The 14,082-nt window shown below is 73.2% G+C and carries 12 protein-coding genes; 7 read left to right on the plus strand and 5 right to left on the minus strand.

Annotation, left to right across the window (positions count from 1 at the left end; all coding sequences use genetic code 11):
• The first annotated feature begins 147 nt into the window (after window positions 1-147).
• A complete protein-coding gene (locus ABTZ91_RS21600; protein WP_352078810.1) occupies window positions 148-687 on the plus strand; it encodes a GNAT family N-acetyltransferase in 540 nt (179 codons plus the stop codon).
• Here ABTZ91_RS21600 and ABTZ91_RS21605 read toward each other — a convergent pair.
• A complete protein-coding gene (locus tag ABTZ91_RS21605; RefSeq protein ID WP_352078811.1) occupies window positions 630-4,226 on the minus strand; it encodes a S41 family peptidase in 3,597 nt (1,198 codons plus the stop codon). The two genes, ABTZ91_RS21600 and ABTZ91_RS21605, sit on opposite strands and share 58 nt — an antisense overlap.
• A gap of 207 nt (window positions 4,227-4,433) precedes the next feature.
• Between ABTZ91_RS21605 and ABTZ91_RS21610 the strand changes: the two genes are divergently transcribed.
• Window positions 4,434-5,006, plus strand: coding sequence for a TetR/AcrR family transcriptional regulator (locus tag ABTZ91_RS21610; protein WP_352078812.1), 573 nt, complete (start codon window positions 4,434-4,436; stop codon window positions 5,004-5,006).
• Window positions 5,007-5,132: 126 nt separating this feature from the next.
• Entirely contained in the window at window positions 5,133-7,352 is a 2,220-nt protein-coding gene (locus ABTZ91_RS21615) for an MMPL family transporter (protein ID WP_352078813.1), read from the plus strand.
• 155 nt (window positions 7,353-7,507) lie between these two features.
• Here ABTZ91_RS21615 and ABTZ91_RS21620 read toward each other — a convergent pair whose 3' ends face one another.
• Window positions 7,508-7,870, minus strand: coding sequence for an SsgA family sporulation/cell division regulator (locus tag ABTZ91_RS21620; RefSeq protein WP_352078814.1), 363 nt, complete (start codon window positions 7,868-7,870; stop codon window positions 7,508-7,510).
• A gap of 163 nt (window positions 7,871-8,033) precedes the next feature.
• Between ABTZ91_RS21620 and ABTZ91_RS21625 the strand changes: the two genes are divergently transcribed.
• From ABTZ91_RS21625 to ABTZ91_RS21640, 4 genes are all read left to right on the plus strand, one after another.
• The gene (locus tag ABTZ91_RS21625) at window positions 8,034-9,065 is read left to right on the plus strand and encodes an energy-coupling factor ABC transporter permease (RefSeq protein WP_352078815.1); all 1,032 of its coding nucleotides are present in this window, start codon (window positions 8,034-8,036) and stop codon (window positions 9,063-9,065) included.
• A gap of 1 nt (window position 9,066) precedes the next feature.
• Window positions 9,067-9,828 (plus strand): cobalt ECF transporter T component CbiQ, encoded by a 762-nt coding sequence (cbiQ, locus tag ABTZ91_RS21630; protein WP_352078816.1) that lies wholly within the window; start codon window positions 9,067-9,069, stop codon window positions 9,826-9,828.
• A 68-nt stretch (window positions 9,829-9,896) separates the two neighbouring features.
• Entirely contained in the window at window positions 9,897-10,658 is a 762-nt protein-coding gene (locus tag ABTZ91_RS21635) for an ABC transporter ATP-binding protein (protein ID WP_352078817.1), read from the plus strand.
• Window positions 10,659-10,818: 160 nt separating this feature from the next.
• Window positions 10,819-11,997 carry a serine hydrolase domain-containing protein gene (locus ABTZ91_RS21640; RefSeq protein WP_352078928.1) on the plus strand — a complete coding sequence of 393 codons (1,179 nt, stop codon included), beginning with the start codon at window positions 10,819-10,821 and terminating at the stop codon, window positions 11,995-11,997.
• Between the two features lie 195 nt (window positions 11,998-12,192).
• Here the strand turns inward: ABTZ91_RS21640 and ABTZ91_RS21645 are convergent, their stop codons facing one another.
• The 3 genes from ABTZ91_RS21645 to ABTZ91_RS21655 all read right to left on the minus strand — a co-directional run bounded on the left by ABTZ91_RS21645 (window position 12,193) and on the right by ABTZ91_RS21655 (window position 13,995).
• A complete protein-coding gene (locus ABTZ91_RS21645; RefSeq protein WP_352078818.1) occupies window positions 12,193-12,591 on the minus strand; it encodes a hypothetical protein in 399 nt (132 codons plus the stop codon).
• 61 nt (window positions 12,592-12,652) lie between these two features.
• Window positions 12,653-13,510, minus strand: coding sequence for a DMT family transporter (locus tag ABTZ91_RS21650; RefSeq protein ID WP_352078819.1), 858 nt, complete (start codon window positions 13,508-13,510; stop codon window positions 12,653-12,655).
• Window positions 13,507-13,995 (minus strand): YbaK/EbsC family protein, encoded by a 489-nt coding sequence (locus ABTZ91_RS21655; RefSeq protein ID WP_352078820.1) that lies wholly within the window; start codon window positions 13,993-13,995, stop codon window positions 13,507-13,509. The genes ABTZ91_RS21650 and ABTZ91_RS21655 overlap by 4 nt, the downstream gene beginning before the upstream one ends.
• Between the last annotated feature and the right edge of the window lie 87 nt (window positions 13,996-14,082).

A 14,082-nucleotide genomic window follows, 5' to 3' on the forward strand; every position in this document is an offset into this window, starting at 1 on the left:
GCCTGTTCTGTAGGAAGGCGCACCCGGGACGCCGGGTGCGCCTTCGCGTCGTCTGCCGCACCCTCGTCGGAGTCGACTTTTTCCACAGGCGGGTCGGCTGTGGATAACCTGCGGCACGGAACGGGGAAGTTACGTACCGTGATGCCCATGGCCGTTACCGAGCTCGTCATCGAGCGACTGCGATCCGATCACGCGCCCGCCCTGCTCGCCTTCGAGCGGGAGAACCGGGCCTTTTTCGCCGCCTCCGTGCCCGACCGTGGAGACGCGTATTTCTCCGAGTTCGACGCCCTCCTCAAGGAGCTGTTGGCGGCGCAGGAGGCGGGTGAGATCCATTTCCACGTCCTGGTGGGGCGGGACGGGGAGATATTCGGCCGGTTCAACCTGGTCGACGTCGATGAGGAGGAGGGGACCGCCGACCTCGGCTACCGGCTCGCCGAGAAGGCGACCGGGCGCGGGCTCGCCACCCGCGGCGTGCGGGAGGTGTGCCGCAGAGCCGCCGAGGAGTACGGGCTGCGCCGGCTGACCGCCCGCGCCGCGCTCGACAACGAGCCGTCCCGGGCCGTGCTCGCCCGGGTCGGTTTCGGTGCGGTCGGGAGCGTGACGCTGGACGGCGACCAGCCGGGCACGGTCTACGAGTTGGACCTCGGGGGCAGTTTCGGCCGGGAGCGGTCCGGCACCGCCTCGTAGCCGGGAGGGCTCGCGGCCGGGTTCTCCTCCAGGAGGGCGAGGGCCACGTGGACGGCGTCGTCGAGCTGGGCGTGCCGGCCCTCGGCCCAGTCGAGGGGGGTGCGCAGGATTTCGAGGTCCGGTGCCACGCCGTGGTTCTCGATGGACCAGCCGTATTCGGGGAACCAGGCCGCGTTCATCGGGACGGTGATCTGGGTGCCGTCGCCGAGCCGGTGGCGGCCCGTCATGCCGACGACCCCGCCCCAGGTGCGCTGGCCGACGACGGGGCCCAGGCGGAGCAGTTTGAAGGCGGCGGTGATCATGTCGCCGTCGGAGGAGGTGGCCTCGTCGGCGAGGGCGACGACGGGGCCGCGCGGAGCATTGGAGGCGTAGCTGACGGGCTGGGCGTTACGGGTGAGGTCCCAGCCCAGGATCTTGCGGGTGAGCTTCTCTATGACCAGCTCGCTGATGTGGCCGCCGGCGTTGCCGCGGACGTCCACGATGAGGGCCGGCCGGGAGACCTCCATGCGCAGGTCGCGGTTGAACTGGGCCCAGCCGGAGCCGCCCATGTCGGGGATGTGGAGGTAGCCGCAGCGTCCGCCGCTGACCTCGCGCACGACGGCGCGGCGCTTGGTCACCCAGTCCTGGTAGCGCAGCGGCCGTTCGTCGACCAGCGGCACGACGGCGACCCGGCGGGCGGGGCCCCCGCCGTCGGCGGGGCTGAAGGTGAGTTCGACGGTGGTGCCGCCGGTGCCGGCGAGGAGGGGATAGGGGCCGGCGACGGGATCGACGGGGCGGCCGTCGACATGGGTGAGGACCGCGCCCTCGCGGATGCCGGTGCCGGCGAGCGGCGAGCGGGCCTTGGAGTCGGAGGAGTCGCCGGGCAGGATCCGCTTGACCACCCACCGCCCGTCCCGGGGCACGAAGTTCGCGCCGAGCAGGCCCTGGGGGCGCTGGTAGTGCGGGGGGCCCTCATTGCGGCGGGCGGGGGTGACATAGGCGTGGGAGGTGCCCAGCTCGCCCATGACCTCGCGCAGCAGGTCGGCGAACTCGTCGGGGGAGGCGACCCGTTCGACCAGGGGCCGGTACTGGTCGAGGACGGCGGTCCAGTCGACGCCGCCCATGTCCGGTTCCCAGAAGTAGGCGCGGACGATCCGGCCCGCCTCGTCGAAGGCCTGCCGCCACTCGGCGGCCGGGTCGACCTCGTGCACGATGCGCCGCAGGTCCAGATAGACGGTGCTGTCGCCGTCGCCGGACTCGGTGGCGGGGACGGCCCGCAGCTCGCCCTCGTCGACGACGACCAGCCGGGAGCCGTCGCCGCTGACCGCGAACCAGTCGAGGTGGTCGACGAGTTCGGTCTTGCGCGCCTTGGTGATGCTGTAGTGCTCCAGGGTGGGCCGGGGCGAGGGGTCGGACGGGTTGGCGAAGGTCTCGCCGAGCGCGCCGGAGATCGGCCAGCGCAGCCAGACGAGGCCGCCGCCGGCGACCGGCTGCAGCCCGGAGTACTTGGAGGCGGTCACGGGGAAGGGGGTGACCCGGTCGGCGAGGCCCTCGATCTCGACGGTCACGGTGCCGTCGCCGGCGCCCGCCTCGTCGTCGACGGGGTCCATGCCGCCGGCCGCGGGCCGCCCGTCGGGAAGGAGCGCGAAGGGAGAGGGGGTCGCGGAGGAGAGCGGGACGAGATAGGGGCGGCAGCCCAGCGGGAAGGACAGGTCGCCGGTGTGCACGTCGTACACCGGGTCGAAGCCGCGCCAGGAGAGGAAGGCGAGATAGCGGCCGTCACGGGTGAAGACCGGACTCTCGTCCTCGAAGCGGCCGTTGGTGACGTCCACGATGGTGGGGGCGCCGGGGCCGGAGATGCGGGCCATCTTGATGGAGCGCAGGGAGCGGCCGATGCCCGGGTGGGACCAGGTCAGCCAGGCGCCGTCGGGGGAGAACGCGAGGTCGCGGACGGGGCCGTTGACGGAGCGGATCAGCTCCGTCACGACGCCTTCGCCGGGATCCTGGGGCGGAGGGGCGTTCTCGGCCCGGGAGGTGCTGTCGGCCCTGGTGGCGTCCTCCGCTCCGGAGGTGCCCTCGGTCCGGGCGTCGGCCCTGGTGGCGCCCTCGGCCCCGGTGGCGTCCGCGTCCTCCGCCCCGGAGGCACCCTCGCCCGGGGAGGCACCCTCGCCCGGGGAGGCGCCCTGCACCCCGGGGTCCCCCTCGGCCCCGGTGGCGTCCTCCGCCCCGGAGGTGCCCTCGCTCCCTGAGGTCTCCTCCAGCTCCTCCGGGATCGTGGCGGCGGCCTCGTCCTCGGAGACGGTGATGAGGAGCAGTCGGCCGTCGCTGGAGGCGATGGCGAGGCGTTCGCCGTCGGGGTCGGAGACCAGTTCCTCGACGCGGCCCAGTCGGCCGGAGGCGAGTCGGCGGGGCGGGCGGTCGCCGGTGGCCCGGGGCAGGGAGGCGATCTCGATGGCGTCCTCGCCCTCGGCGTCGGTGACGTAGGCGACCTGGCCGCCGCTGCCCAGCATCTCGGGGAGCCGGACGCGGACGCCGGGGGTGTCGACGATCGTGCGGGCGGGGCCGTCGCGGTGGGTGAGCCAGTAGAGGCTGCCGCGCACCGAGACGGCGCTGGCCCGGCCGGTCTCGTCGACGGAGAGGGCGTCCACGTGGTGGGAGGCGGGCACCTGGTAGGGGCGCCGGCCGGTGCGCGGTCCGCCGAGCCGGACATCGAGGCGGCGCGGCCGGGACGTCGCGGTGAGTTCGTCGACGATCCACAGTTCGCCGGCGCACTGGTAGACCACGCGCCGGCCGTCGCTGGAGGCGTTGCGGGCGTAGAACTCGTCGTGGTCGGTGTGGCGGCGCAGGTCGGTGCCGTCGGGCAGGCAGGAGTAGAGGTTGCCGATGCCCTCGTGGTCGGAGAGGAAGGCGATCCGCTGCCCGCCCTCGGCGGCGGGCGCGGCGACGAACATGGGGGTGTCGAGATGGCCTTCGAGGTCGGGGAGCAGTCGTTCGCCGTGCAGCCACAGCCGGCCCATGGCGCCGCCCCGGTAGCGCTTCCAGGAGGCCGGTTCGTGCGGCGGGGTCCCGGTGAGCAGCAGCGTGCGGCGCTGTCCGTCGAGGTCGGCGACGGCGATGTCGTGGACCGGGCCCCAGGGCATCCGGCCGCCGGGGGAGCCGTCGGTGGGCACGGTGTAGGCCCAGGAGAAGTACGAGAAGGGCTGGCCGTGCGAGGAGACGGCGAGGATGTCGGACCGCCCGTCCTCGCCGGGGGGCGACCAGCCGCAGACCCGGGTGTCGAGGGAGCCCCAGTAGGTGAGCCGCCGGGAGGGCCCGCCGTCGACGGGCGCGAGGTGGATCTCCGGGTCGAGGCTGCGCCAGCTCGTGTACGCGATGTGTCTCCCGTCGGGGGAGAAGCGCGGATGGCCGACCCGGGTCCGGTCGGCGGTGATCCGCCAGGCGCGGCCGGGGCGGCCGCCCTCGGGGACGAGGGGGGAGACCCAGAGGTCGTCCTCGGCCGCGAAGCACAGCAGCTCGCCGTGGAGGTGCGGGAAGCGCAGATACGCGAGGTCGTCACTCACCTCCTCATGCTTTCCGCGTCGAGGGGGCGCGGCAACTCGTACGTACGTCCCGTGTACGGGCCACCGTTCCTTCCGGCTGTGGCTCAGGGCCTTCCGGCTGTGGCCCAGGCCACGTACGAAACGGTTTCGTTTCGCTGAGTCCCCGGGTATCGTCGTGGTGTACGAAACCGTTTCGTTCGCTGACCGACGTCGGACAGGAGGCCGGGCATGGCCCGCAGCAGGCTCACCCCCGAACGGGAGGGCGAGCTGTACGAAGCCGTGCTCGACCTGCTCCGTGAGGTCGGCTACGACGCCCTCACCATGGACGCCGTCGCCGCCCGCACCCGGTCCAGCAAGGCCACCCTCTACCGCCAGTGGGGGAGCAAGCCCGAGCTCGTCGCCAGGGCCCTGCGCCACAACAAGCCGGTCTCGCTCGCCGAGATCGACACCGGCAGCCTGCGCGGCGACTTCCGGGCCATGCTGGAGCGGACCGACGACTGCCAGATGGAGAAGGACTCCGCGCTGATGCGGGGCCTGGTCCATGCCGTCCACGACAACCCCGAACTGCTCCAGGCGCTGCGCGAGCTGCTCATCGAACCCGAGATGACCGGCCTCGACGACCTGCTGGACCGAGCCGTCCGGAGGGGCGAGGTCGACGCCGGCAACCCGGCGCTGAAGCTCGTGCCCCACATGCTGATCGGAGCGTTCATCGCCCGCCCGCTGATCGACGACCAGCCGGTGGACACCGCGTTCCTCCACGCCTACGTCGACGCCGTCGTGCTCCCCTCACTCGGCGTCTGACCCGGACAGTCCCCGCACCGCAACCGCACCACCCCGCACCACCCGCACCACCTGACGCTGCGCACCGCTCACGCCGTCGGGCCGGCTCCCCATGCCCTGTCCCACCAACACCGGGAGTACGCCCCCGTGGCCACGTTCCTCTACAAGCTCGGCCGCTCCGCCTTCCGGCGGCGACGGCTCGTCGCCCTCCTCTGGGTGGCCCTGCTCGCGCTCGCCGGCGTCGGCGCCGCGACCGCGCCCACCGCGACCTCCAGCTCCTTCTCCATACCCGGCACCGAGGCCCAGCGCGCCTTCGACCTGCTCGAAGAGCGCTTCCCTGGCGGCAGCGCCGACGGCGCCACCGCCCGGGTCGTCTTCAAGGCCCCGGCCGGCCAGAGCATGCGGGACCCCGCCAACAAGGCCAAGGTCGACAAGACCGTCGCCGCGCTGAAGACCGGCTCCGACCAGATCGCCCAGGTCACCGACCCGTACACCGCCAAGACCATCTCCCGCGACGGCTCGACCGCCTATGTCTCCGTCGCGTACAAGGTCAACGCGATGGAGCTGACCGAGGAGACCCGTCAGGCGCTCCGGGAGACCGGCGAGGCCGCGCAGGGCCAGGGCCTCACCGTCGAGATCGGCGGTGACGCGCTCCAGAGCATCCCGGAGACCGGCGCCGGAGAGATCATCGGCGTGATCGTCGCGGGCATCGTGCTCGTCATCACCTTCGGCTCGCTCGTCGCCGCCGGACTGCCGTTGCTCACCGCGATCATCGGCGTCGGCATCGGCGTCTCGACGATCACCGCGCTCGCGAGCGTCCTGGACCTCGGTTCCACCACCTCCACCCTCGCGATGATGATCGGCCTCGCGGTCGGCATCGACTACGCCCTGTTCATCGTCTCCCGCTACCGCGCGGAGCTCGCCGAGGGCCGCGAGAAGGAGGAGGCCGCCGGGCGCGCCGCCGGCACCGCCGGTTCCGCCGTCGTCTTCGCCGGCCTCACCGTGGTCATCGCCCTGGTGGGCCTGGCCGTCGTCAACATCCCGATGCTCACCAAGATGGGCTTCGCCGCGGCCGGCACGGTCGTGATCGCCGTCCTGATCGCCCTCACCCTCATACCCGCCCTGCTCGGCTTCGCCGGCGACAAGGTCGTCGGCCGCAAGCAGCGCAAGGCCGCCCAGGCCGCCGAGACCGCCGCCCAGGCCGCCGAGACCGCCGCCCCCGGCAAAGCCGCCCCCGCATCTGCCGAGGCGAAGGCCAACGCCGGCACCCGCTGGGCCCGCTTCGTGCTTCGCCGCCCGCTGATGGTGCTGCTCGTCGGCGTCCTCGGCCTCGGCGCCATCGCCGTGCCCGCCGCCTCCCTGGAGATGGGCCTGCCCGACGACGGCGTGAAGCCCGTCTCCGCCACCGAGCGCCGTGCCTACGACCTGCTCTCCGACGGCTTCGGCCCGGGCTTCAACGGCCCGCTCCTCGTGGTCGTCGACGGCGACAGGGCCGCCGCCGACCGGACCGTGTCCGCGATCAAGGGCCTGGAGGGCTGGGCGCACGTCACCCCGCCCACCCCGAACAAGGCCGGCGACACCGCGATGATCACGGTCGTCCCCGAGGACCGTCCGTCGTCCGTGCGGACCGAGGAGCTCGTCCACGACATCCGCGGGGCGACCGGCGACGACGTCCTGGTCACCGGGGCCACCGCGATGAACATCGACTTCTCGCAGAAGATGAACGACGCCCTGCTGCCCTACCTGGCGCTCGTCGTCGGACTCGCCTTCCTGCTCCTGATGGTGGTCTTCCGCTCGGTCCTCGTCCCGCTGAAGGCGGCGCTCGGCTTCCTGCTCTCCGTGGTCGCCGCCCTCGGCGCGGTCGTCGCGGTCTTCCAGTGGGGCTGGCTGGGCAGCCTGTTCGGGGTCGAGCAGACCGGCCCGATCATGTCGATGATGCCGATCTTCATGGTGGGCGTCGTCTTCGGCCTCGCGATGGACTACGAGGTGTTCCTGGTCACCCGGATGCGCGAGGCGTACGTCCACGGGGCCCGCCCCGGCGAGGCGATCGTCACCGGCTTCAAGCACGGCGCCCGGGTGGTCACCGCCGCCGCGGTGATCATGATCGCGGTCTTCGCGGGCTTCATCGGCTCCAGCGAGCAGATGGTGAAGATGATCGGCTTCGGACTCGCCGTCGCCGTCCTCTTCGACGCCTTCGTGGTCCGTATGGCGATCGTCCCGGCCGTGCTCGCGCTCCTCGGTCACAAGGCCTGGTGGCTGCCGAAGTGGCTCGGCCGCGTGCTGCCGAACGTCGACGTCGAGGGCGAGGGCCTCGCGACCGCCGCCGCCCCCGGCACCCCGGCCGAGAAGGAGCTGGTCAGGGCCTAGCCGGCCGCACAATCAGCCGTACGGGCTCCGGTCCGTACGTGCCGGGCCGTACGAGCCCGAGGCCGTCGGACTCCGGGGCCGCCGCGCGAGCGGGTGGTGGCCCCGGGCCGCGCCGGGACCTGTGGGGACGGGGAGCCGACGCGGCGCGTACGCCGTCAGCGTGCCGACATCGGCGCGCCGACGGCGTACGTGTGCTTGAGGAAGCGCAGCAGCGCGGTCGTGTCGAACTGCACGACCGCGACCCCGTCGTCCGTGTGGAACTCCACGATCGTCTGGACCCGGCCGCACGGCCACACGCCTATGTCGCCGCGCCGGGCGGGCGCGCGCAGCCCGGTCTCCAGGAGGGCGCGGGGGAAGGACCACTCGATGTCGCCGGGGAAGACGAACCGTACGGTGGCGGGCTGGAAGTCGGGGTCGAAGCGGAGGGCCACCGGCACGGGCCGGGAGAGCGGCGCGTCGCTGATGATCCGGCCCTTGGCGTGGTCCTCGACTGCGTGGTCATCGGCGGCGCGGGGCATCGGTCGGCTCCTCACACTCGGCACTCACAGGCGTACACCTGTCAGACGTACCCATTAGTCCCTAATGTCCCATTCTTTCCCGGCGTGCGCCCGAGGGGGATCCTCTTCACCTGACCCCCGAGCGCTCTTGCAAACCATTCGCAGGAGCGCTCATCATTCGGACGTGCACGTACCTGACGGATTCATCAACGCCCCCGTATCGGCCGCAGCCGGTGTCGTCGCCGCCGGCGCCGTCGCCGTCAGCCTGCGCGGAGCCCGCAAGGAGCTCGACGAGCGGACCGCCCCGCTGGCCGGTCTCGTCGCCGCCTTCGTCTTCGCCGTACAGATGCTCAACTTCCCCGTCGCGGCCGGAACAAGCGGGCACCTCCTCGGCGGCGCGCTCGCGGCGATCCTCGTCGGGCCCTACACCGGCGTCCTGTGCATAGCCGTCGTCCTGCTCATGCAGGGCGTCCTCTTCGCCGACGGCGGCCTCACCGCGCTCGGCGTCAACATCACCGTCATGGGCGGCGTCACCGTCCTCGTCGCCTACGCCCTCTTCCGCGGCCTGGTCCTGCTGCTGCCCCGCACCCGCCGCTCGGTGACCGTCGCCTCCTTCGTCGCCGCGCTGGTCTCCGTACCGGCCGCGGCCGCCGCCTTCACCCTGATCTACGCGATCGGCGGCACCACCGACGTACCGCTTCCCAAGGTCCTCACCGCGATGGTCGGCGTGCACGTCCTCATCGGCATCGGCGAGGCCGTCATCACCATGCTCACCGTCGGCGCGGTCATCGCCGTCCGCCCCGACCTCGTGTACGGCGCCCGCGGCCTGAGCGCCCCGCTGAAGCTGCGCGTGGACGGCGAGCTCGTCGACGCGGCGCCCGCCGTCCCCGAGCCCGTCCCGGCCCGTTCCCCGAAGAAGCTGTGGATCGGTGGCGTCGTCACCGCCCTCGTCCTCGCCGGCTTCGTCTCCTTCTACGCCTCCGCGAACCCCGACGGCCTGGAGAAGGTCGCCGCCGACAAGGGCATCGACGCCAAGGTGCGGCCGCACGCCGCCGCCGAATCCCCGCTCGCGGACTACGGCGTGAAGGACGTCGACAACGCCCGCCTGTCCGGCGGCCTCGCCGGCGTCATCGGCGTCGGCGCGACCCTGGCCGTCGGCAGCGGCGCCTTCTGGGCCGTCCGCCGCCGCGACCAGCGGACCGGGGCGCAGCTCTGACATGGGTGCGGGGCACGCGCACAAGCTCTACCGGCGAGGGGACTCGCCGGTCCACCGGCTGCCCCCGCACACCAAGCTCGCCGCCGTCTTCGCCTTCGTCGTCGTGGTCGTCGCCACGCCCCGCGAGGCGATGTGGGCCTTCGGCCTGTACGCGCTGCTGCTCGCCGCCGTCGCGGGCCTGGCCCGCGTTCCGGCGGGCTTCGTCCTGCGGCGGCTGCTGATCGAGATCCCGTTCGTGACCTTCGCGCTGCTGATGCCCTTCGTGGTGCCCGGCGAGCAGACGGACGTCCTCGGCGTCCAGCTGAGCGTGCCCGGACTGTGGGGCGCCTGGAACGTCCTCGCCAAGGGCACCCTCGGCGTCGCCGCCTCCGTCCTGCTCGCCGCCACCACCGAACTGCGCGCCCTGCTCCTCGGCCTCCAGCGCCTGGGGCTGCCTGCGCTGCTCGTCCAGATCGCGTCCTTCATGATCCGGTACGGCGACGTCATCACCGACGAGATGCGCCGCATGTCGATCGCCCGCCGCTCGCGCGGGTTCGAGGCCCGGGGCGTACGGCACTGGGGCGTCCTCGCCAAGACCGCGGGCGCCCTCTTCATCCGCTCGTACGAACGCGGGGAACGGGTGCACCTGGCCATGGTCAGCCGTGGCTACACCGGCTCGATGCCCGTCATCGACGAGGTCGCCGCGACCGCCGCCCAGTGGCGGCACGCCGCCGCGCTCCCGGTCGCCGCCCTGCTGGTCTGCCTCCTGGGCTGGACGCTGTGAGCCCCGCGGATCCGCCGCCTCGGACGGACACTGTGACCCCCGCTGATCTGCCTCCTCGGACGGACGCCATGACCCACCCCTCCCACCCCTCTCCCCCCTCCCTGGACGTCCGCGGCCTCGCCTACGCCTACCCCGACGGGCACCAGGCCCTCTTCGGCGTGAACCTGACCGTCGGCCGCGGCGAGCGGGTCGCCCTGCTCGGCCCCAACGGCGCCGGCAAGACCACCCTCGTCCTCCACCTCAACGGCATCCTCACCGGCGGCGCGGGCTCCGTCACCGTCGCCGGGCTGCCCGTCGGCAAGCAGCACATGGCCGAGATCCGGCGCCGCGTCGGCATCGTCTTCCAGGACCCCGACGACCAGCTGTTCATGCCGACCGTCCGCGAGGACGTGGCCTTCGGCCCGGCGGCGGCCGGTGTGCGGGGCGCCGAGCTGGAGGCGGTCGTCCACAAGGCGCTGGCCCGGGTCGGCATGGCGGAGTTCGCCGACCGGCCCCCGCACCACCTCTCCTTCGGGCAGCGGCGCCGGGTCGCCGTGGCGACCGTCCTCGCCATGGAGCCGGAGATCCTCGTCCTCGACGAGCCGTCCTCCAACCTGGACCCGGCCTCGCGCCGCGAGCTCGCCGACGTCCTGCGCTCCCTGGACGTCACCGTCCTCATGGTCACGCACGACCTGCCGTACGCCCTGGAGCTCTGCCCGCGCTCGGTGATCCTCAGCGAGGGCGTGATCGCCGCCGACGGGCGGACCCTCGACATCCTGGCCGACGAGGAGCTCATGGCCCGGCACCGCCTGGAACTGCCGTACGGCTTCGTGCCGAGCTCGGTGGCCTGAACCGGGGGGCCTGCGCCTGGAACCGGGGGCCCCGCGCCCGGGACCGCCGTGCGCCCGGCCTGCGCCCGGCCCGAGACCGCCGGACGGGCCCCGGAATCGGCTCGGGTCGCTCCCCGTTGCACCATGGGGAGTCGGTCGTACGAGAGAAAGAGTGGACCAGGTGGACGTCCAGGGCACGGTGGCGGCGGGATTTGAACCGGTCAGGGACGCGTTCCTGCGCAACTTCGAACAGCGCGGCGAGCGGGGCGCGGCAGTCGCGGTGTACCGGGACGGCACGAAGGTCGTCGACCTATGGGCGGGCACGAGGGACGCCGACGGCGGGGAAGGGGCCGGCGAGGCGCCGTGGGCCGTGGACACCGCCCAGGTCGTCCGCTCGGCCACCAAGGGCGTCGCCGCCGCCGTCCCGCTGCTTCTGCACCAGCGCGGCCAGCTGGACCTGGACGCCCCGGTCGCCACGTACTGGCCCGAGTTCAAGGCGGCCGGCAAGGACCGGGTGACGGTACGGCAGCTGCTCGCCCACCGGGCGGGCGTGCCCGTCCTCGACCGCCCGCTGACCCTCGCCGAAGCCGTCGACCTGCCGACGGCGATGGACGCGATCGCCGCGCAGAGCCCCGCCTGGGAGCCCGGCACCGCCCACGGCTACCACCCCCACACCTTCAGCTGGCTGCTCGCCGGCCTGGTCCACCGGGTCACCGGCCGCACCATAGGCCGCTGGGTCGCCGAGGAGATCGCCCGGCCGCTCGGCCTCGACCTGTGGATCGGACTGCCCGCCGAAGAGGCCCACCGGGTCGGCCGCCTCGGCCCCGTCGAGGAGCGTGAACCGGCCGACAGCCCGGCGCTGAAGCTCCGCCCCAAGCCCGCGGTCACCGCCGCCTACCAGGACCCGGAGTCGCTGACCCGCCGGGCCTTCGGGGTGATCGACCCGCGCCCCGACGAGAACGACCCGGTCTACCGCGCCGCCGAACTCCCCGGCTCGGCCGGCGTCGCCACCGCCCGCGCCCTGGCCCGCTTCTACGCGTCCACCCTGGGCCCGGTCGACGGCGGGCCCCGCCTCTTCGCCCCCGCGACCCTTGCACTGGCCCGCACCGAGGAGTCCGCCGGCCCCGACCGCGTCCTCGTCGTCGGCACCCGCTTCGGTCTCGGCCACATGCTCCACGGCCCCGCGTCCCCGCTCCTCGGCCCCGGCTCCTTCGGCCACCCCGGCCGCGGCGGCTCCCTCGGCCTCGCCGACCCGGACACGGGCATCGCCTTCGGCTACGTCACCAACGGCATGCGCAAGACGGTCACCGCCGACCCTCGCGCCCAGTCGTTGCTGCGGGCGGTTCGGGCCTCGCTGTGACGCGGTACGGGCGGGGGGCCATTCTTCCGGATCTTGCCGGGCTCGCGACGCCTGGCACTGCTCCCTGGCCGCTTCGGAGGGCCCGTCCCTCGCCGGTATGTGACGTGTGACGGGGGCGGCGGCCTCAGCGGGTTGACCTCCTGGGCCAGGCCGCCGCCTCCCGTCAACTCCTCCGGCAGACCGGTCTCCAGTGAGCTACCCTGCCGCCTGGAGGCGGACGAAGCCCGCGACGCGCGGCGAGAAGGTCAGTTCGCACTGCTCGCCGAGGGCGGAGCGGATGCCCTCGGTCACCTCGGCGTCCGGTTCGCCGAAGACCTCGAAGCGTTCCACCCGGCAGTGCTCCATCACCTCCTGGATGTACGGGTCCGCCAGCCGCCAGTGGGTGCGGACCGCGTCGGAGTCGCGGTAGAGCTGGAAGCTGTGGGCCAGCATGCGGTCCTCGTCCACGAAGGTCTGCACCATCAGCTGGGGGCCGTGCCGCCGGGCGAAGGACACGGCCCGTTCGATGGCGGACCGGAAGTCGTCCAGGTGGCCTTCGGTGATGCGCATGGTGTTGCGGAACAGCAGGATCGCGTCGTCGTCGTGCGTGCTCATGGGCGCAGCCTCGGCCCTCAACCATGGTCGAGGTCAACCCCCTTGGGGCTCCTGGGCGTGATCAGCTCGCGTACAGCATCAGCCCGATGCCCAGCACCATCAGGCTCGCCGCCGCCACCCGCGGGGCGCCGAAGCGTTCCTTGAAGAAGAGCGCCCCGATCGCGGCGCCCACGATGATGGAGGACTCCCGCAGGGCGGCGATCGGGGCCAGTGGGGCACGGGTCTGGGCCCACAGGACGAGGGCGTAGGCCGTGACGGAAAGGGCGGCGGCGAGGAGGCCGCGGCCGGCGTACGGGCGGAGCTCGGTGGCAAGCGCCGCGGCCGGGCGGCGGCGGGCCAGGGCGTAGAGCGGGATGATCAGGCCCTGGGCCAGCATCAGCCAGGCGACATAGCCGAGCGGCGAGCCGGAGGCGCGCACGCCGACGCCGTCGACGACCGTGTACGCGGCGATCGACAGGCCCGTCGCGCCCGCCGCCAGCAGGGCCGGCCAGTGCGGCCGAGCCCCCTTGCCGCGGATGCCCCACAGGGCGAGACCGGTGAGGCCCGCCGAGGCCACGGCGACACCCGCCAGCTGCACGGTGTCGGGGACCTCGGACACGAACACCGCCGCGAGCAGGGTCACCACCAGCGGGGCCGTACCGCGGGCGATCGGGTACATCTGGCCGAAGTCACCCAGCGAGAACGACCTCATCAGCAGCGCGTAGTACGCGATGTGCAGCGCCGCCGACGCGATCAGGTACGGCCACGCCCCCGCCGCCGGCAGCGGCACGAAGCACGCGGTGACGGCGCCGATCAGGGCGCCGCCGCCGGAGATCAGGGTGAAGGACAGCAACTGGTCCCTGATGTGCGCCGCGATCGCGTTCCAGCTCGCGTGCGTCACGGCGGCGAGCAGCACCGCCGCCGTGACCAGCGGCGTCACGCCGTGCGCTCGCGCACGTCCACCAGCGCGCCGCCCGCGTGGGCGACCAGCGACTTCGGGTCCAGGGCGAACACGGTGTGCGGGTTCCCGGCCGCCGCCCACACCACCTCGTGGTCGAGCAGCCCCCGGTCGGCCAGCACCCGGGTCCGCGTGCGGTGCCCGAACGGCGGGACGCCGCCGATCGCGTACCCGGTGGTCTCCCGTACGGCCCTGGCGTCGGCCCGCGTGACCTCCCCCGCGCCCAGCTCCTCGCGCACCCGCTCCACGTCCACCCGTGAGGCACCGTCCATCAGGACCAGCACCGGCACCCCGTCCGCCGCGAAGACCAGCGACTTCACGATCTCCGACACCTCGCAGCCGATGGCCTCGGCGGCCTGCTGGGCGGTGCGGGTCTCGTCCGGGAAGCGACGGAGCTCGACCTCGAGCCCCAGCTCCTTCAGGGCGGCGGCGAAACGTGGATGGGCATCGGTGTGTGACGTCGTCATGTCCCCGCACGCTAGCGGTACGTGTACGAGGCACGCGACGGATTTCCATCCATCGGACCCGGCAGCCGGACCACCGGGCCACCGCCC

The sequence above is a fragment of the Streptomyces sp. NPDC126499 genome, assembly GCF_040302485.1.
Classification (GTDB): Bacteria; Actinomycetota; Actinomycetes; order Streptomycetales; family Streptomycetaceae; genus Streptomyces.